The organism is Bartonella sp. CL434QHHD (genome assembly GCF_042195145.1).
Taxonomy (GTDB): Bacteria; Pseudomonadota; Alphaproteobacteria; order Rhizobiales; family Rhizobiaceae; genus Bartonella.
Window position 1 is genome coordinate 54,409 of the sequence record NZ_JBHINT010000044.1, and the last position, 18,171, is coordinate 72,579.

General features: G+C 38.4%; 15 protein-coding genes. 9 read left to right on the forward strand and 6 right to left on the reverse strand.

Annotated features, from left to right (window positions below):
* Positions 1 to 52: 52 nt before the first annotated feature.
* A complete protein-coding gene (locus ACFILN_RS08100; protein WP_375671250.1) occupies positions 53 to 1,048 on the forward strand; it encodes a class I SAM-dependent methyltransferase in 996 nt (331 codons plus the stop codon).
* Positions 1,049 to 1,067: 19 nt separating this feature from the next.
* Here the strand turns inward: ACFILN_RS08100 and hslU are convergent, their stop codons facing one another.
* Positions 1,068 to 2,378, reverse strand: coding sequence for an ATP-dependent protease ATPase subunit HslU (hslU, locus tag ACFILN_RS08105; protein WP_375631079.1), 1,311 nt, complete (start codon positions 2,376 to 2,378; stop codon positions 1,068 to 1,070).
* On the reverse strand, positions 2,379 to 2,960 hold the full coding sequence (gene hslV / locus ACFILN_RS08110; protein WP_012754621.1) for an ATP-dependent protease subunit HslV: 582 nt from the start codon (positions 2,958 to 2,960) through the stop codon (positions 2,379 to 2,381).
* A 220-nt stretch (positions 2,961 to 3,180) separates the two neighbouring features.
* Between hslV and ACFILN_RS08115 the strand changes: the two genes are divergently transcribed.
* The 4 genes from ACFILN_RS08115 (at position 3,181) to ACFILN_RS08130 (ending at position 7,720) form a co-directional block, all read left to right on the forward strand.
* Positions 3,181 to 4,170: an asparaginase gene (locus ACFILN_RS08115; protein ID WP_375637596.1), complete on the forward strand. Its 990-nt coding sequence runs from the start codon at positions 3,181 to 3,183 to the stop codon at positions 4,168 to 4,170.
* A gap of 122 nt (positions 4,171 to 4,292) precedes the next feature.
* Positions 4,293 to 5,291, forward strand: coding sequence for a type I pantothenate kinase (gene coaA, locus ACFILN_RS08120; protein WP_273790598.1), 999 nt, complete (start codon positions 4,293 to 4,295; stop codon positions 5,289 to 5,291).
* 13 nt (positions 5,292 to 5,304) lie between these two features.
* Positions 5,305 to 6,672: a M17 family metallopeptidase gene (locus ACFILN_RS08125; protein ID WP_375671252.1), complete on the forward strand. Its 1,368-nt coding sequence runs from the start codon at positions 5,305 to 5,307 to the stop codon at positions 6,670 to 6,672.
* Between the two features lie 160 nt (positions 6,673 to 6,832).
* Positions 6,833 to 7,720, forward strand: a complete 888-nt coding sequence (locus ACFILN_RS08130; protein WP_375671253.1) for an NlpC/P60 family protein — start codon at positions 6,833 to 6,835, stop codon at positions 7,718 to 7,720.
* An 877-nt stretch (positions 7,721 to 8,597) separates the two neighbouring features.
* Here ACFILN_RS08130 and mutT read toward each other — a convergent pair.
* The 3 genes from mutT to ACFILN_RS08145 form a co-directional block, all read right to left on the reverse strand.
* Positions 8,598 to 9,011, reverse strand: a complete 414-nt coding sequence (mutT, locus tag ACFILN_RS08135; RefSeq protein WP_273790599.1) for an 8-oxo-dGTP diphosphatase MutT — start codon at positions 9,009 to 9,011, stop codon at positions 8,598 to 8,600.
* A gap of 125 nt (positions 9,012 to 9,136) precedes the next feature.
* Positions 9,137 to 10,369 (reverse strand): bifunctional glutamate N-acetyltransferase/amino-acid acetyltransferase ArgJ, encoded by a 1,233-nt coding sequence (argJ, locus tag ACFILN_RS08140; RefSeq protein ID WP_375659968.1) that lies wholly within the window; start codon positions 10,367 to 10,369, stop codon positions 9,137 to 9,139.
* Positions 10,370 to 10,493: 124 nt separating this feature from the next.
* Positions 10,494 to 11,447 (reverse strand): peptidylprolyl isomerase, encoded by a 954-nt coding sequence (locus tag ACFILN_RS08145; RefSeq protein WP_273790601.1) that lies wholly within the window; start codon positions 11,445 to 11,447, stop codon positions 10,494 to 10,496.
* A 435-nt stretch (positions 11,448 to 11,882) separates the two neighbouring features.
* Between ACFILN_RS08145 and secA the strand changes: the two genes are divergently transcribed.
* From secA to prmC, 4 genes are all read left to right on the forward strand, one after another.
* Positions 11,883 to 14,600 carry a preprotein translocase subunit SecA gene (gene secA, locus ACFILN_RS08150; protein WP_375671255.1) on the forward strand — a complete coding sequence of 906 codons (2,718 nt, stop codon included), beginning with the start codon at positions 11,883 to 11,885 and terminating at the stop codon, positions 14,598 to 14,600.
* A 10-nt stretch (positions 14,601 to 14,610) separates the two neighbouring features.
* Complete coding sequence (locus tag ACFILN_RS08155; RefSeq protein WP_375606771.1) at positions 14,611 to 15,030, forward strand: Fur family transcriptional regulator; 420 nt, start codon at positions 14,611 to 14,613, stop codon at positions 15,028 to 15,030.
* 224 nt (positions 15,031 to 15,254) lie between these two features.
* Positions 15,255 to 16,331, forward strand: a complete 1,077-nt coding sequence (gene prfA / locus ACFILN_RS08160) for a peptide chain release factor 1 (RefSeq protein WP_375631085.1) — start codon at positions 15,255 to 15,257, stop codon at positions 16,329 to 16,331.
* Positions 16,328 to 17,194: a peptide chain release factor N(5)-glutamine methyltransferase gene (gene prmC / locus ACFILN_RS08165; protein WP_375671257.1), complete on the forward strand. Its 867-nt coding sequence runs from the start codon at positions 16,328 to 16,330 to the stop codon at positions 17,192 to 17,194. Before prfA ends, prmC begins: the two co-directional genes overlap by 4 nt.
* Here the strand turns inward: prmC and nrdF are convergent.
* On the reverse strand, positions 17,191 to 18,165 hold the full coding sequence (gene nrdF / locus ACFILN_RS08170; protein ID WP_273722534.1) for a class 1b ribonucleoside-diphosphate reductase subunit beta: 975 nt from the start codon (positions 18,163 to 18,165) through the stop codon (positions 17,191 to 17,193). The genes prmC and nrdF overlap by 4 nt on opposite strands.
* Positions 18,166 to 18,171: the final 6 nt, after the last annotated feature.

The following is an 18,171-nucleotide window of genomic DNA, read 5'->3' on the forward strand; positions in this document are numbered from 1 at the left end:
GAAATGCCATCCCAATATTGGAGTGGCATTTTTTTCTTTGAAAGAGTCATATGTGTTATTATTTTTGCCTTTTGAAAATCATGAACTCCCGTATCCTGATCCAAACCAGTGTTGGCTAAGTTTTGGTTTAACAGAAATCCCAGCTCAAGAATGGGCACAAAATTTAAGAGTTATTACGCCTTGGCGACCAGATTTTTTAAAATTTGTCGATACTCAATTTCACTGCTCTCCTCAAATAGATAAAACCTTCAGCTATGATGGTGCATTTTTACATTTGAGCAAATATCGTGGTTTAAACCAAAATTGTTTTCTTGATTTATTAGAATGCGTTAAACCCAATGGATGGATTGTAATCAGTGGGAATAAAACTGCTGGTGCTGCTTCAATGATGAAATGGGTCAAAACAATTGTTCCCATCACCAATAAATTATCTAAAAATCATGGTCTTGTATTTTGGGTGCAAGTTCCTCAACAAATTGAGAGACATAACATTGCGCAATTGCGCTCACCACCGCTCACTTTTGGTAAATTTCAAACCGCTTCTGGTATGTTCTCACACGGACGTATTGATCCAGGATCTGCTGCGCTTGCGTCTTATATGTTCAAAGTTATTTCTGGAAAAACGGCTGATTTTGGTGCTGGATGGGGCTATCTTTCTCACGTTGCACTTGAAAGAAGTGAAAAACTCACCGCTCTAGACCTTTATGAAGCCGACTACAACGCTTTGAGAGCAGCAAAACGGCACCTTAAATCCATAACAGCTCCTTTTCCAATTCATTTTTATTGGCATGACCTTGTACATGAACCTATCACAAATCTATATGACACAATCATTTCAAATCCACCGTTTCACACACAACAAACGACAGATGTTTCATTAGGAAAAAATTTTATTATAAATGCTGCAAAGTGCTTAAAACCAAGCGGCAGTCTGCTTTTTGTTGCAAACCGCCACCTGCCTTATGAAACATTATTAAAAAATATTTTCCGCACAGTGTTGATACATGAACAAGCCCATGGTTTCAAAATTATCGAAGCGCGCAGATAAACAAAACAAGCAATAACTTTCAAAGAATAAAACGGGAAAGATCGATATCCGCAGCAAGCTCGCCAATAGATTTTCTTACGTAAGCAGCATCAATTTTAAACGATGTTCCAGCTTTATCTGGCGCCGTAAAAGAAATCTCATCCAAAACGCGCTCCATCACTGTTTGCAAACGACGTGCCCCTATATTTTCAATCCTTGCATTTAAATCTACAGCAATATCTGCTAAAGCATCAATTGCATCATCGGTAATTTCCAAATGAACCTCTTCCGTTGCCATAAGAGCAATATATTGTTTAATCAAACTGGCTTCTGGTTCTGTTAGAATGCGTCGTAAATCTTCCCTTGTTAAAGGATTGAGCTCCACACGGATGGGCAAACGTCCTTGAAGTTCCGGTAATAAATCAGATGGCTTGGAAACATGAAATGCACCTGAGGCAATAAAAAGAATATGATCTGTTTTGATTTGCCCATATTTTGTAGCAATTGTTGTTCCTTCCACCAAAGGCAAAAGATCACGTTGAACGCCCTCACGCGAAATCGCAGCACTGGCTCCACCGTCTCTAGTTGCAATTTTATCAATCTCATCAATAAAAACAATACCATCATTTTCAGCAACACGAAGCGCCTCTTGAATAATTTGCTCCTGATCAAGGAGTTTTTCAGATTCATCATCAATGAGCGGTTTAAAAGAATCCTTTACCGTCGTCTTACGGACTTTTGTACGACTGCCCATTTTGCCCAAAATATCTGATAAATTCATAATACCCATTTGTGCCCCAGGCATACCAGGAATATCAAAGGTTGAAGCACTATTGCTATTATTATCGGCGACTTCAATTTCAATCTCTTTCTCATCCAGCTCACCTTCACGCAATTTTTTACGAAAACTATCACGGGTAGCAGGACTTGCTGTTTTACCAACAAGGGCGTCTAAAACGCGCTCTTCAGCATTCACGTGAGCCTTTTCTTTTATTTCATCTCGTTTCTTTTCACGTACAAGAGAAATGGCAATTTCAACAAGATCTCGAATAATTTGCTCAACATCACGTCCCACATAACCAACTTCAGTAAATTTCGTCGCTTCTACTTTAACGAAGGGTGCTCCAGAAAGTTTTGCTAATCGACGTGCGATTCCTGTTTTACCAACACCTGTTGGCCCTATCATTAAAATATTTTTTGGCATAACTTCTTCACGCATCGGCTCATCAAGCTGTTGCCTACGCCACCGATTGCGCAATGCAATAGCTACAGAGCGTTTGGCATCATTTTGGCCAATAATAAAACGATCAAGTTCAGAAACAGTCTCACGAGGGGAAAATACAACACACATTTAAATAGCTTTCTCTAAAGAAGATAATTCTGCATCCAATGTTTCAATCGTAAAATGATCATTGGTGTAAACACAAATTTTAGCGGCAATAGCCATAGCTTTACGAGCAATAGTTTCTGCATCCAAATCCAAATCCATGAGTGCACGCGCTGCTGAAAGAGCAAAATTTCCTCCAGAGCCAATTGCCATAACCCCATCTTCTGGTTCTAAGACATCACCAAGCCCTGTTAAAGCCAAAGTTACTTTCTTATCAGCCACGAGCATCATTGCTTCGAGACGACGCAAATAGCGATCTGTTCGCCAATCTTTTGCAAGTTCTACACAGGCACGCATAAGCTGATCAGGATATTGTTCAAGCTTTGTTTCCAATCTCTCCAGTAATGTAAAAGCATCTGCCGTAGCACCTGCAAAACCAGCAATAACCACTCCGTTCTTTCCAAGACGACGCACTTTACGTGCATTGCCTTTCATAATTGTCTGTCCAAGAGAGACCTGACCATCACCGGCCATCACGACTTTTCCACCTTTTCGTACCGTAATAATTGTTGTACCATACATTATGTCTGGCTTATGTTCTGTCATAAGGAAACTCCTTAATATTAACTTTACTTTTTAATATTGATTTCTTTTCATACAATGTAAAACTCAATTACTATTGTCCTATTTAAGAACATATACAGCAAAACACAATGATTCAGCATAACTCAATTTGTTGAAAATGGAAAAATGATATCATTGTTGTCAATGTAAATTACTGCTAAATAGCTTTATATAAACAGTTTGTGCTTTTTAGAGGAAAATTATGAAAAAAATAGCCATAGGGACCTTAGGTGGAACAATTGCAATGACTGCTGATAGTTTTGGTCACATGCAACCGACTTTAACTTCAGATAACCTTATAAAAAGTGTTCCTGATTTAAATAACGTTGCTGATATTCATGCACAAACATTAATGCAAATACCAAGTGGATCTTTATCGTTTCAAATGCTTTTTGAAATAATTAAGTGGGCAAAACAACAAATAAACGCTGGTGCAGAAGGTATTGTTTTAACACAAGGGACTGATACTCTGGAAGAAACAGCTTTTTTTCTTTCTCTTTATTGGAAGGAGGCTGAACCACTCATCATAACCGGCGCTATGCGCATGCCTCATGAAGCAGGCGCGGATGGCCCCGCAAACATTTTAGCAGCCACTCGTGTCGCAGCAGCCACACAAAGTCGTAACAGGGGCGTTCTCGTTGTCATAAATGATGCAATTCATTCACCTTATTGGCTCTATAAAAGCCATACCGTCAAAGTCGAAACATTTCAATCAGGTCTTGCAGGTGTTTTAGGAACTATTTTAGAGGGAAAACTTATTTATTTCAATGATCGAAAATTTTTTCCGACAACGTTTGATCTTCCCCAAAATCATGATCATCAAATTGCACTCCTCTATTCCTCTTTATCATCTGGTGCACAATTAATGAAACTATGCCTTGAAAGTGGGTATTATGCTGGAGTTGTTATTGCTGGTTTTGGTGCGGGGCACTGTAGTTTTCAAGAAGCAGACCTTGTACAACAATATGCACAAAAAATACCAATCATTATTGCTAGTCGTTGTTGTAATGGCTCAACAACTCGTATAACTTATGGCTATAAAGGCTCCGAAATCGATATGATTGCTTCTGGTGCTCTCATGTCTGGTTATTTATCAGCCGTAAAAGCGCGTCTACTTTTATGGGCTTTTTTGGCGCAAGGGCACTCATTAGCACAAATCCGTGCAAACTGGAATGACTGGACTATAAGTTAATGAAAAATGATCTATTATCTTAAAAGAAGAGAGCATGCAAAACAAAATTTATTTGAAAATAAAGCCGCTCTTCTGTCTGCTCTTAATCAATTGCTGCTGCAAAAAAATCTCGACAAATACAAATGATTGATACAACTATACAAAAAATTAATCAGAAAGATAATCTGGTCAAATCTGTTTCTGACCGATATTCACCCTATCGTGTTTTTACTGCACAAGAATGGTCAGAGTTTCGTGAAGACACACCTCTTACTTTGACTTTTGATGAAATTAAGCGTTTACGCTCTATTGATGATCCTATCGATCTTAAAGAAGTCCAACGCATTTATCTTTCTTTATCGCGTCTGTTATCATGCCATGTTGAAGCAGTACAGGAACTTTTCCACAAACGTCAGCAGTTTCTCCATCAAGAAGAGAGTAGAAAAACGCCCTTTATTATTGGAATTGCTGGTTCTGTAGCTGTAGGAAAATCAACCACGGCTCGCATTCTTCAAGAACTGTTGAAACGTTGGACATCTAGTCTTAAAGTTGATCTAATCACAACGGATGGTTTTCTCTATCCTAACGCAATCTTACAGCAAAAAAATCGTATGAATCGTAAAGGATTTCCTGATTCCTATGACATTAAAAAGCTGCTGTGCTTTCTTTCGGCTATAAAAGCAGGTATCGGAAATGTCCGTGCCCCACTTTACTCACATATGACCTATGATGTTCTAGAAAATCAGACAATTACCATCGATCGTCCTGATATTTTAATTGTTGAAGGTATTAATGTATTACAGGTCAGTGATCTTCCTAAAGATGGAAAAGCTATTCCTTTCGTATCAGATTTTTTTGATTTTTCAATCTATGTCGATGCCGAAACAGAAGTCATTCGTCACTGGTATTTGGAGCGCTTTAAACGTTTGCGTAAAACAACTTTTCAAAATCCTGAATCCTATTTTCATCGTTATGCCCACCTCAATGAAAAAGAAGCCTCAAAAATCGCTGAGGATCTTTGGCAAACGATTAATTTAAAAAATTTACAGGAAAATATATTGCCAACACGACCACGGTCCAATCTCATTCTACGAAAGGGAAAAAATCATTTGGTCGAATATGTCGCACTTAGACGACTATAAGGATCTCATAACTATGCAGCACCACCACATTCATTTTACCTCAACGCGTATCGATAACAGTTGCCCTATCATCTTGGTAAACCAAAGAAATCTTGCTAACTTATCACTTGATGCGTCAACAACAGCATGGATAAAAGTTAATGACTTTACTGGAAAAGCGGGACAAATACTCTTTGTTCCTCACGAAACGGGGCATTTAAAAAAAGTTTTATTTGGAATTGGCAATAATAGCGATCCTTTTATCACAGGAGTTCTTGCTCAAAAACTTCCTGCTGGCCAATGGCATTTAGAAGGTACAACCTCTGATGAAATAAATACCTATCTTGGATTAGCATTCGGTAGCTATCAATTTAATCGCTATCGTCAAAATTCTTCTTTCAAATCATTATCCATCCATGTCAATGAGGCCGTTGATCTTAATGAACTCCAACGAATTTATGAAGCTGTCTTTTTCGTCCGTGATCTCATTAATATTCCAGCCAATGATATGACCCCTGATGCTCTCGAAAAAGAAGCTCGAAAACTAGGAAAAACCTACGGTGCTCACATCAAAAGTATTTGTGGAGATGATCTCTTAACCCATAACTTTCCGATGATTCATGCTGTAGGACGAGCAGGCAGCACTGCACCACGACTGATTGAGTTACTCTGGGGGAAAGAACATCATCCTAAAATAACGTTGGTGGGCAAAGGCGTAACTTTTGATACTGGAGGACTCGATATTAAATCAGCCAATAACATGTTGCTTATGAAAAAAGACATGGGGGGTGGAGCAAACGTTTTGGGATTGGCTAAACTTATCATGGATGCAAAATTGCCTTTCCGTCTACGTGTTTTGATTCCAGCTGTAGAAAATGCAATTTCTGCGAATGCTTACCGACCAAGTGATATCCTCAGAAGTCGTAAAGGTTTAAGTGTTGAAGTAGGTAATACAGATGCTGAAGGGCGCCTTGTCCTTGCCGATGCACTCGCCTATGGTGATGAAGAAAGTCCACAATTCATGCTTTGTATGGCTACTTTAACAGGGGCAGCGCGTATAGCATTAGGACCAGATCTTCCCGCATTTTATTGTAATGATTCAATATGGGCACAACAAATTTCTGAATCTGCTCACGCTGTCTTTGATCCTCTTTGGCAAATGCCCCTTTGGAAACCTTACCAAGAGATGTTATCATCACCAATTGCTGATCTTAACAATGTAACTGGAAACAGCTTTGCTGGTTCTATAACAGCTGCTTTATTTCTTAATTCTTTTGTTGAAAAAGCTGAACATTTTGCGCACTTTGACCTTTATGGATGGATTCCAAAAGAAAAACCAGGATACCCTATTGGTGGATCAGCACAAACTATTCGTGCCCTTTATAATATTTTTAAAAAATGAATTTTGACACAAAATATCCACAAAAATGGACAATTTTGCAGCTTAAAGAATAATTGGTCTTACACAGTGTTCTTAGTTTTGTTTGAGGATAAAAATCTTACCAATACAGCTTTCATGAGTTTGTTTAAAGGTAAGAAATAACAAAATGGAAAGCAAAGAGATGATCTCTAAAGACCCAAGACTTCATGCATTCAGAGATGATCTAGCAGATCAACGTCTTGAAACAGAAATTACAGCTCAGCGCTTTGTTCAAGGTGAAAAAAGACGTGTTAATACAGCGGTCGCTGGACTTTTTAAAGAAAATAGTAAAAAAAGTGAAAGACAAACAGAATGCTTATTCGGAGAAGAACTTCTCATTTTTGAACAAGTGGAAACAATGTCGTGGGGACAATCACTCAAAGATGGTTATGTTGGTTATATTGATACAAAAGTTCTTTGTACATCAACCATAAAACAAACGCATGTGGTTTCAGTACCACGTACATTTAAATATTTACACGCTGACTTACGTGGACCAATAGTGTCCCCTTTATCTATGGGAAGCAAAGTCAGTGTTGTTGATGAAATTGAAGTCCGTGACACAATGTATTCTATTCTTGAAAATGGAACAGCAATCATTACGAGCCATCTCAGCCCCATTGGACGCGTATATGAAGATTATGTCACAGTTGCAGAAACCTTTATCCGTACACCTTATCTTTGGGGTGGTGTCAGCGGTTTTGGAATTGATTGTTCGGGACTCATTCAGCTCTCTATGATGATGACCGATCAAATAGTTTTACGTGACACCGATATGCAGCAAGAAACTATAGGCAGTCCTCTTACAGATACTGATAAACTTCAACGAGGCGATTTAATTTTTTGGAAAGATCATGTTGCTATTATGGTCGATCACGCAAATATTATTCACGCAAATGGTTTTTCTATGGACGTTATGATTGAGCCCTTGGAAAACGCAATTACGCGTATCGCTAAAAAAAATCAATATCCCATCGCAAAACGCCGTCCAATTCAAGAAACTTCATACATGCCTCCTATAAAAAATTAATTGAATGTTTTATTATACAATATATTGATTTATAAGGATAATTATCCATCATTCACTCTGCGTCAAGCATTCTAAATATCGTAAAATTTTTTATTTCAAATCTGTTTTTATGTTGGATCAATCAAAGCCGCTTGTCTGTTCATCACAAGCGTAATTGATGTATAAGTAAAAATGATTATGAAAAGAAAAATATTCCTTCTGAATGCCCTCAAATGCCAAGAGCTATCGTAATATTGGGACCAGCTTACTTCTTCATAAGCGTAAAGATAGTGGCGCTCAATAGATTTTACATTATTTCCATAGGGACTTTAACGTTATATCATTCCGGGCACCGTCGCGAAATGGGCTTTGGAGCATTGCGAGGTGCCTCTTTTAAAAAAGCTCGTGAATATGCAACACAATGCCATTCTACATTACGTAAAGAACGTACCCCTCTTAATCAAAAGCAACATTTTTTGAAATTTTTCCTATTATCGATATCTCATGAAATAAATACCCCTTATACCTCTCAGTGCACCCCAACCCATCTCACAATGATACACGTGAAAAGTGTAACATACATTGTCTACCACTATCTTTATACTTATGAATCGTGTAAAGACATCGTTATACACTTTGCCAATTCTCAATGTTGCGATAACCCTTGGCTATTGGAGAGTGTTCTTTCAGCACGTATTTTATTTCTTTCTTAAATAATTTTATCCACATAACCCTCCCCGCTTGGAACGTGCAAAAGAATGGTTTTGATTAATTTAACATAAAACAGATTTGAAATGAGAAAGTTTTTTACGACTCTGGACTTCCCCATTCAACATAAAAAATTATAAATTATCATTTTAAATCAATATATTGAATTATATTTTCTTCTTATAACACATTAAAGAAGATGATTTTTCAATACCTGAACCAATGGTTTATCAGCATCAGGCATAGAGTATTTATCAAGATCATTAATAAAAACCCATTCTAAATTTTGCCCCTCTCGTCCTTGCGCAACACCCTCATAATGGTCACAAAGATACAATGGCATTAAGAGATGAAATGTTTTATAGTTATGACTTGCAAATGTTAAAGGGTGTAAATTATTTAGTTGAACATAAATACCAAGCTCTTCCTCTAATTCACGAATCAATGATGCTTCCGGAGTTTCACCTTGCTCAACCTTGCCACCAGGAAACTCCCATAAACCAGCCAGTGATTTTCCTTCAGGACGCTGTGTAAGCAAAACACGATTATTCTGATCGAACAATGCGCATGCAACAACAAGAAGAATAGAACTTTTCATACACATATCACTCCCCAATAGGGAACATAAAAATAACTGACTTTCCTATCATATCCCCTCTGCTCCTAAAAGAGCTCACATACCCCATTTGCTCTGAAAAATAATAAGCTGTTAAATATAAAGTGCATCCATTAACTTCTGTAATCGCTATTGATCATAACGTACTCTTTTGTTAAATCGCAAGACCAAACCGTCGCCGTGCTCTTACCCAAACCGATATCAACACGAATTGTGATGTGTTTACCTTGCATATAAGCACCTATTGTCTCTTCACAATACTCAGGATCTCGTACGCCATTCACGGCCACACGATGCTCACCAAACCAAATCGTCAATAGATCACGATCGACTTCAACACCGGCCTTCCCAACTGCCATAACGACCCGCCCCCAATTCGCATCTTCACCGGCAATAGCCGTTTTTACGAGCGGTGAATTTGCAATTGATAAAGCAATAGTTTTAGCTGCATTGTTTGTTGTAGCGCCCATCACATTAACCTCAATTAAATGACGAGCACCTTCACCATCACAAACAACTTGTAGTGCAAGTTCATGCAGAAGTGCACTCAATTGTTTCACAAAAACCCCATAACGCGGATCAGATTTACTTGTAAGACATGGAAAATGTTCTTTTCCTGTCGCAAACAACATAAGCGTATCTGAAGTGGAGGTATCACTATCAACAGTAATTGAATTGAAAGAACCCTCAACTGCCTCTGATAACATGGATTGGAGTGCATCCGAAGAAATAGTCGCATCACTAACCACAAATGACAGCATTGTCGCCATATCTGGTGCAATCATACCAGAACCTTTTGCAATTCCATTAATGGTAACACGCTCTCCCCCACAGTCAAAAGTGCGCGTCGCAAGTTTTGGAAATGTGTCCGTTGTCATTATGGCTTTTGCAGCTTCCAACCAATTGCCCTCTTCTGCTGTCTCTGCCATACTTGGTAAAAGATTGACAATACCCGATGCATCCATTGGCTCACCAATAACACCCGTAGAAGCTATAAAAATTTCATCTTCTCTAACCTTTAAAGCGTTCGCTGCTGCACAAATAATTGCATCGGTTGTGTGCTTTCCTTTGCTTCCTGTAAAAGCATTTGCATTTCCAGAATTCACAACAACACCCCTCGCAACCCCATGAGGAAGCGATGCACGACAATGCTCTACAGGGGCAGATGGACATTTTGAACGAGTAAAAACACCGGCCACACTCACTGGCTTATCGAATATGATGAAAAGAAGATCTGTACGATCTTTATATTTAATCCCAGCTTCAGCTGTTGCTATCCGTACACCAGATAATGGAGAAAGCTCTTGGATCTTTTGAGGCGACAAAGGAGAGATTTTCAAAACCACAATATGCTTTCTATAAAAAATGAAATGATTGCAGATCAATAACCTCTCATAGAAAACTGCTAGGCTTTTTGAACAAAACTAACCTAGCAAATTATCTATTAAAGAGGCTATCTATTTTTCCTAGCTATTCCGTATCTTCTTCATCTGATGTCTCATCGGGAAGTAGCGTCCCATTTTGATGAAGCGATTCCATGATTTTGGTAACATTAGGATCAGGGTATTTCACATCTATCTTGCTACGCAAATCAACAATCAGTTCTTGATAGCGCTTTTTTATTAGCTGTGTCCGCAACATCTCTTTAACATCATCAAATGCAGGCGGTTGTTTTACACGACGATCTTCTAATTTAATAATATGCCAACCAAAAGGACTTTCAACGGGTTGTTTTGTGTATTCGCCAACTTTCAAACCAAATGCGGCATCTTCAAAAGGCTTGACCATTTGACCATGGCTAAAATAACCAAGATCACCCCCAACGGCAGCAGAACCATCTGTTGAACTTTTCTTTGCAATCTCTTCAAAATTTTCGCCTTTATTTAAATGCTTAATGATAGCTTCTGCTTCTTTTCTCGTTTTGACCAAAATATGACGCGCTTTAACCTCATCCTCTTTAGGTAAAGCAGCAACTTCTTGCTTATAAAGAGCTTCCAAATCAGTATCCGATATTTTATCAACAATCTCCTGTTTAAAATAAAGCTGTTGAAGAACATTGTCACGCATGACTGCCATACGTTTATCGTAAGCTTCTGTCTTATCAAGACCCTTGCTTCTTGCTGCTTTTGCGAGTGCCTGCATATCTAAATAAGCTTTTAAAACCATCATACGGCGTTGTTCATCAGGAAAACGTGCTAAATTAGGATTTATTTCAAGCGCTAAATCATCCAATTGGCCTGCTGTAATATTTTTCCCATCAATAACCGCCATAACATGAGAAGGAGAAACGGCTTTTTCAGAAGCTTTCTCTAAAGTCTTTAAATCACTCGACGATGAATTCAAACCTTCTTGAGCACTCACCCCTAAACTTGTACTTGCCAATAAAGTTGATGCTAAAAAAAGCGTGATAAAGTTAAATTTCATAAATATACTCCTTAAAAATGAAGGCAGGTTCAAGATTCCAATTTTCTTTACCATAACACTTTAATCTTTAAACATAGAGAAATAAATTAGTAATTTTATTTTAAAAAAGTATAAAATCATCCTTTTATCTCAGTTTCTCCAATCCTATCTAATGCAGATGAAAAACATGATAATAGAGAAAAATGACATATTGTATCTTAAATTACTTTGTATTGTATCAGTTAAATAGCATACTTAAAGTTGACATAAAGCGCTTAGCCTCTTATCTCTACTTTACAATTAGAGTGAAAAATTGCACACCAGCAAGTATAATGGTACCGTCTGCATTTCATGATGTCTCCAATGATATCAGACAACCTGAAGGAAATGTAGAGTATGGGGAGAGCATATGAATTTCCCAACAAGAGTGACAACAATTAAAAGAAAGGGCCAGAGATGGTCAGTTTAGGTGTTTTTGCCCGTAAGTTTTTTGGTTCAGCTCATGAGCGACATCTCAAAGCACTCCGCCAAAAAGTTGCACAAATTAATGCTTTGGAAGAACAATTCGTAAAATTAAGTGATGAGCAGCTTTGCCAAAAAACAGATGCCTTTCGTAAACGTCTTAGTGAAGGTGAAAGTGTTGATTTGCTCTTACCAGAAGCTTTCGCGACTGTTCGTGAAGCCGCAAAACGTGTTTATGACATGCGTCCTTTTGACGTACAACTTATTGGTGGAATGGTCCTTCACGATTGCGGCATAGCTGAAATGCGTACTGGTGAAGGTAAAACCTTAATGGCAACTCTACCAATTTATCTCAATGCATTGGAAGGTAAAGGCGTTCATGTTGTGACAGTAAACGATTATCTCGCCAGTCGTGATGCTGAAACAATGGGAAAAATTTTTAGTTTTCTAGGGCTTACAACAGGCGTGATTCTTCATGATCTTGATAGTGATGCCCGCCGAGAGGCCTATGCATGCGACATCACCTATGCCACAAATAATGAACTAGGTTTTGATTATTTGCGTGATAATATGGCCTTCGATCGTAGTCAAATGGTCCAACGTGGACATCATTACGCAATTGTCGATGAAGTTGATTCGATTCTTATTGATGAAGCCCGTACCCCCCTTATTATTTCTGGTCCTCTAGAAGATCGTACTGACTTCTATAACCTTATTGATACATTTATTCCTGCCTTAACTCCAGAAGACTATGAAATAGACGAAAAACAAAAAACAACGACCTTTACCGAAGTTGGTACTGAAAAAATTGAAAAAATGCTCGAACAAGCTGGGCATCTTAAAGGTGAGAGTCTTTATGACATAGAAAATGTCGCTATCGTTCATCATGTCAATAATGCTCTAAAAGCTCATAAACTGTTTGCTCGCGATAAAGATTACATTGTTCGCAATGATGAAATCGTTATTATTGACGAATTTACAGGGCGAATGATGCCTGGGCGGCGTTATTCTGAAGGACTTCATCAAGCGTTAGAAGCTAAAGAGCATGTTGCTATTCAACCAGAAAACCAGACACTTGCTTCCATCACTTTCCAAAATTACTTCCGTATGTATAGGAAATTATCTGGCATGACTGGAACTGCAACAACAGAAGCCGAAGAATTCAGAAATATTTATGGTCTTGACGTTGTCGAAATCCCTACAAATTTGCCAATACAACGTATTGATGAAGATGATGAGATTTATCGAACAGCAGAAGAGAAATATCGGGCAATTGTGCGTGATATCCGTCAAGCGCACGAAAAAGAACAGCCTATTCTTGTTGGAACAACCTCTATTGAAAAGTCAGAACAATTGGCAGAGCGTTTGCGAAAAGAAGGTATTACCGATTTTAGAGTCTTAAATGCTCGCTATCACGAACAAGAAGCATATATCATTGCGCAAGCAGGCGTTCCTAGAGCTCTCACCATTGCAACCAACATGGCAGGACGCGGTACGGATATACAGCTTGGTGGTAATGTTGAAATGCGCATCCGACAAGAGTTACAGGATATCCCCGAAGGTCCAGAGCGAACAGCTAAAATTGAAGAAATAAAAAAAGATGTTCAGAAGCTTAAAGAAAAAGCTTTAGCGGCTGGAGGGCTTTACGTTATCGCTACTGAACGTCATGAAAGCCGTCGTATTGATAACCAGCTTCGTGGACGTTCTGGTCGCCAAGGCGATCCTGGTCGCTCAAAATTCTTTCTCTCTCTTCAAGATGATCTTATGCGTATCTTTGGCTCTAACCGTATGGATGGTATGCTGCAAAAACTTGGATTGAAAGAAAATGAAGCTATTATCCATCCATGGATTAATAAAGCCCTTGAAAAAGCACAAAAAAAGGTCGAAGCACGAAACTTTGAAATTCGTAAAAATCTGCTAAAATATGATGATGTCATGAATGATCAACGCAAGGTTATTTTTGAACAGCGTATGGAGGTCATGAACGCAGATGATTTATCAGAAATGATCCTTGAAATGCGCAATGAAGTCGTAGAGGATCTCGTAGAGGCTTATATTCCATCAGGGACATATTCTGAAAAATGGGATGCAAAAACTCTTGAAGAAGAGCTTCAACAACTCTTTAATCTTGAGCTTCCAGTGGAAGAATGGGCAAAAGAAGATGGAATTGCCGAGGAGCAAATTCTAGAGCGTGTATCAGATGCTGTTACAAAACTTGAAAATGAGCGTACTGAACGATATTCTCCAGAAGTTATGGCTTATTTTCACAAAGCAGTATTGCTCGAAACTATTGACACGTTATGGCGTGAACATCTGGTGAGTTTAGACCATTTGCGTTCTGTTGTTGGTTTTCGTGGTTATGCGCAGCGGGATCCGCTCAATGAATATAAGACAGAATCATTTGAACTCTTTCAAAGTATGTTGAGAAATTTGCGCCGAATTGTCACTTCTAAGCTTATGCGCTTTGAAATCATTCAACACCCCACAGAACCGACCATACCTGAGCAAACTGATGCTGCTTCTTCTGTCTTTAATGATCAAAGTCAAGAAAATGCTCCCACCTTATCGGCACGATCACAAGAAAATAGATTTGTTAATCCACAAGATCGTGACCCTAACGATATAACCACATGGGGAAAAGTTGGACGTAATGAGCGTTGTCCTTGCGGTTCAGAGAAAAAATACAAACACTGTCATGGAGCCTTGATTTGAAAAGCAAATTATGCAAATGAATAAAAAGCGAAATTATGAGCAAGAATTGCGCACCGCTGGTTTAAGAGTAACACGTCAACGACGAGTTATTCTTGATATTTTGACTGATACAAATGATCATCCCAATGCATTTGAAATTTTTCAGCGTGCAAACAAAATAGATTCGAATATTTCACTCTCAACTGTTTATCGAACCATGAAAATATTAGAAGGAAATGGAACAATTCATCGCCATAGCTTTAGTGGTGGTCCATCTCGTTTTGAGCAAGCAGATGGGCAACATCATGATCATCTCATTGATATAGAAACAGGACAAGTCATCGAGTTTCATTCTGATGTTATTGAAAAGCTACAAGAGGAAATTGCAAAATCTCTTGGCTATGATATTATTCATCACCGCCTTGAACTTTACGGAAAAAAAAACTCTTAAAAAAGTGATCATATATCATTAGATAAAAGACCTCAGGCAAATCAAATTTTATAAAAATTTACCTTTAAAATATAATAGTTTTCATTGGCAAAAAAAAAAGAATTGCTTTATTACCCCTCTTTGTATGATGCTATACGGTAATTCATTGCCAATATTATAACAAAAAATCATTGCAACAAAATATTATAAAAAATTGTATTATAAAAAATTAGGCCAATATTATCATGGTTTCCTTGCCACAAGATCGTATGAGACAGCTTGAAAAGCGCTTTGAAATAATTGAAAGCCAAATGACGACGAATCCAAATGCTGAAACATATGTTAAATTAGCTTCTGAATATGCAGAACTACAACCCGTTATTGCCTCTATACGCGCATTAAATGCTCTTTACGAAGAGATTACAGAATTAGAAACGATTATCAACGATAAACAAACAGATATAGAGATGCGTAATCTTGCCCAAGAAGAGCTACCATCGTTATATAAAAAAGTAGAGCAATTTGAAAAAGAACTCCAGATTCTGCTTTTGCCTAAAGATGTTGCTGATGAAAAAAACGCTATTGTTGAAATTCGTGCAGGAACGGGTGGATCAGAAGCAGCACTTTTTTCCGGTGATCTTTTCCGCATGTATGAACGTTATGCCCATGCTCACCATTGGAAAGTAGAAGTTATTTCACTTAGTGAGGGGGAAGTTGGCGGATATAAAGAGATTATTGCTACCATTTCAGGAAAAGGTGTCTTTTCTAAATTGAAATATGAATCAGGGGTTCATCGTGTGCAACGCATCCCTGAAACAGAAACAGGTGGACGTATCCATACATCTGCTGCTACCGTTGCTGTGCTTCCAGAAGCTGAAGATATTGATATTGATATTCGTCCTGAAGATATTCGTATCGACACAATGCGTGCATCCGGAGCAGGAGGACAGCATGTTAATACAACGGATTCAGCTGTTCGTATCACGCATATTCCAACAGGAATTATGGTCGTACAAGCAGAAAAATCACAACATCAAAACCGAGCAAGAGCCCTTCAAATTTTACGGGCACGCTTATTCGATATCGAACGACAAAAAGCGGAAAGTGAACGTTCAGCTTCTCGTAAAAGCCAAGTTGGTTCTGGTGATCGCTCAGAACGTATTCGTACCTATAATTTTCCACAAGGACGTGTCACGGATCACCGTATTAATCTAACCTTGTATAAGCTTGATCGCATTCTAGAGGGAGATCTTGATGAGCTTCTTCATGCACTCATCTCAGATCATCAAACAACACTGCTGATGGAAATGGATAATAATTGAGCAAATATTCTTTCAAGAATGTCATCCAACAAATGCAAGAAAAATTGCGCACGAAAGGAATTGCTGAAGCCGATCTCGATGCGAAAATACTCGTTGAATGGATAACAGGAATAAATGCTGCTGAAAGAATTTCTAAACCAGATATGCATCTATCTTCTGAGCATATTATACAAATAGAACAAGCTTTACAACGGCGTATTGCAGGCGAACCCGTTTACCGTATTATAGGAGCACGAGAATTTTATGGTATATCTTTTACATTGTCTCAAGAGACGTTAGAACCTCGCCCTGATACAGAAACGCTGATAGATCTTGTTCTCCCTTTTCTCCAAAAACAGGTCGAAAATTCGAGAAAAACAACATTCCTTGATATGGGAACAGGAAGTGGCGCCATTGCTATTGCACTCCTTAAACAAATTCCCCAATCCTATGCGGTGGCAGTCGATATTTCTGAAGATGCCCTTAGAACAGCAAAAAAAAATGCAAAAAATGCTGAAGTAGCACACCGCTTCACACCTCTTCTTAGCGACTGGTTTGATTCTGTCGCAGATCGCTTTGATTTTATTGTTTCCAATCCACCTTATATTCCCGCAAAAGATATCAAAAAACTTGCAAAAGAAGTGCGCTTACATGACCCATTGCGCGCTCTGATAGGAGGAGAAGATGGACTTAATTTTTATCGAAAACTCGCCCATGAAGCAGCCAACTACTTAAAAGAAAACGGCTATATCGCTGTTGAAATTGGTTTCTCTCAAGAAAATGAAGTCTGCAATTTGTTCGAAAAAAATGGTTTTCAATGTTTAGAAGTGCGCAAAGATCTAAGTGGAATACCCCGCGCACTTCTATTTGCATGCAAACATTAAAATTCCCAATCATCATCCGTGGTAGCAACCGCCTTGCCGATGACATAAGAAGAACCTGCCCCTGAAAAAAAGTCGTGATTTTCGTCAGAGTTTGGTGATAAAGCTGCCAAAATAGCGGGATTAACACGACAAACCTCAGGGGGGAAAAGAGCTTCAAAACCTAAATTCATTAAAGCCTTGTTTGCATTATAATGAAGAAAAATTTTAACATCTTCTGTCAATCCAAGCGCATCATAAAGATCTTCAGTATATTTGCACTCAATGTTATAAAGATCAAAGAGCAGGTTAAAAGCAAAATCTTTAATTTCTTGTCTTTTGGCTTCATCAAGCTTTGCAAAGCCCAATTGGAATTTATAACCTATATAATAACCATGGACTGCTTCATCACGAATGATTAGTCGAATGAGGTCTGCTGTATTGGTCAACTTAGCGCGACTGGCCCAATACATGGGCAAATAAAAACCAGAATAAAATAAAAAGCTTTCCAGCAAAGTCGAAGCAATTTTTTTCTTAAGTGGATCATTTGCTTCATAACGCTCAAGTACTAATCTAGCCTTTTTCTGCAAATGAATATTTTCTTCTGACCATCTAAACGCGTCATCAACTTCTACCGTCGAACAAAGGGTTGAAAAAATAGAGGAATAAGAACGTGCATGAACCGCTTCCATGAAGGCAATATTCGTCAAAACTGCCTCCTCATGCTCTGTTATCGCATCAGCCAGAAGCGAAATGGCCCCTACAGTGTTTTGAATTGTATCTAAAAGCGTTAGTCCTGTAAAAACACGAATTGTCAATTTACGTTCTTCATCCGTTAAGCTTGACCATGAGGGAATGTCATTGGAAAGTGGAACCTTCTCAGGTAACCAAAAATTCCCAGTTAAGCGATTCCATACTTCAAGATCCTTCTCATCATGTAATCTATTCCAATTAACAGCGCACACAACAGGATTTTTGGTTGTAATCTTTGTCATATGATG

What these genes read in the sequence shown, in the direction of transcription:
- hslU (WP_375631079.1), bottom strand. Translation starts at nt 2,378, where the DNA reads ATGTGTGTTGTATTTTCCCCTCGTGAGACTGTTTCTGAACTTGATCGT.
- hslV (WP_012754621.1), bottom strand. Translation starts at nt 2,960, where the DNA reads ATGACAGAACATAAGCCAGACATAATGTATGGTACAACAATTATTACG.
- ACFILN_RS08115 (WP_375637596.1), top strand. Translation starts at nt 3,181, where the DNA reads ATGAAAAAAATAGCCATAGGGACCTTAGGTGGAACAATTGCAATGACT.
- coaA (WP_273790598.1), top strand. Translation starts at nt 4,293, where the DNA reads ATGATTGATACAACTATACAAAAAATTAATCAGAAAGATAATCTGGTC.
- ACFILN_RS08125 (WP_375671252.1), top strand. Translation starts at nt 5,305, where the DNA reads ATGCAGCACCACCACATTCATTTTACCTCAACGCGTATCGATAACAGT.
- ACFILN_RS08130 (WP_375671253.1), top strand. Translation starts at nt 6,833, where the DNA reads ATGATCTCTAAAGACCCAAGACTTCATGCATTCAGAGATGATCTAGCA.
- mutT (WP_273790599.1), bottom strand. Translation starts at nt 9,011, where the DNA reads ATGTGTATGAAAAGTTCTATTCTTCTTGTTGTTGCATGCGCATTGTTC.
- ACFILN_RS08145 (WP_273790601.1), bottom strand. Translation starts at nt 11,447, where the DNA reads ATGAAATTTAACTTTATCACGCTTTTTTTAGCATCAACTTTATTGGCA.
- secA (WP_375671255.1), top strand. Translation starts at nt 11,883, where the DNA reads ATGGTCAGTTTAGGTGTTTTTGCCCGTAAGTTTTTTGGTTCAGCTCAT.
- ACFILN_RS08155 (WP_375606771.1), top strand. Translation starts at nt 14,611, where the DNA reads ATGCAAATGAATAAAAAGCGAAATTATGAGCAAGAATTGCGCACCGCT.
- prfA (WP_375631085.1), top strand. Translation starts at nt 15,255, where the DNA reads ATGGTTTCCTTGCCACAAGATCGTATGAGACAGCTTGAAAAGCGCTTT.
- nrdF (WP_273722534.1), bottom strand. Translation starts at nt 18,165, where the DNA reads ATGACAAAGATTACAACCAAAAATCCTGTTGTGTGCGCTGTTAATTGG.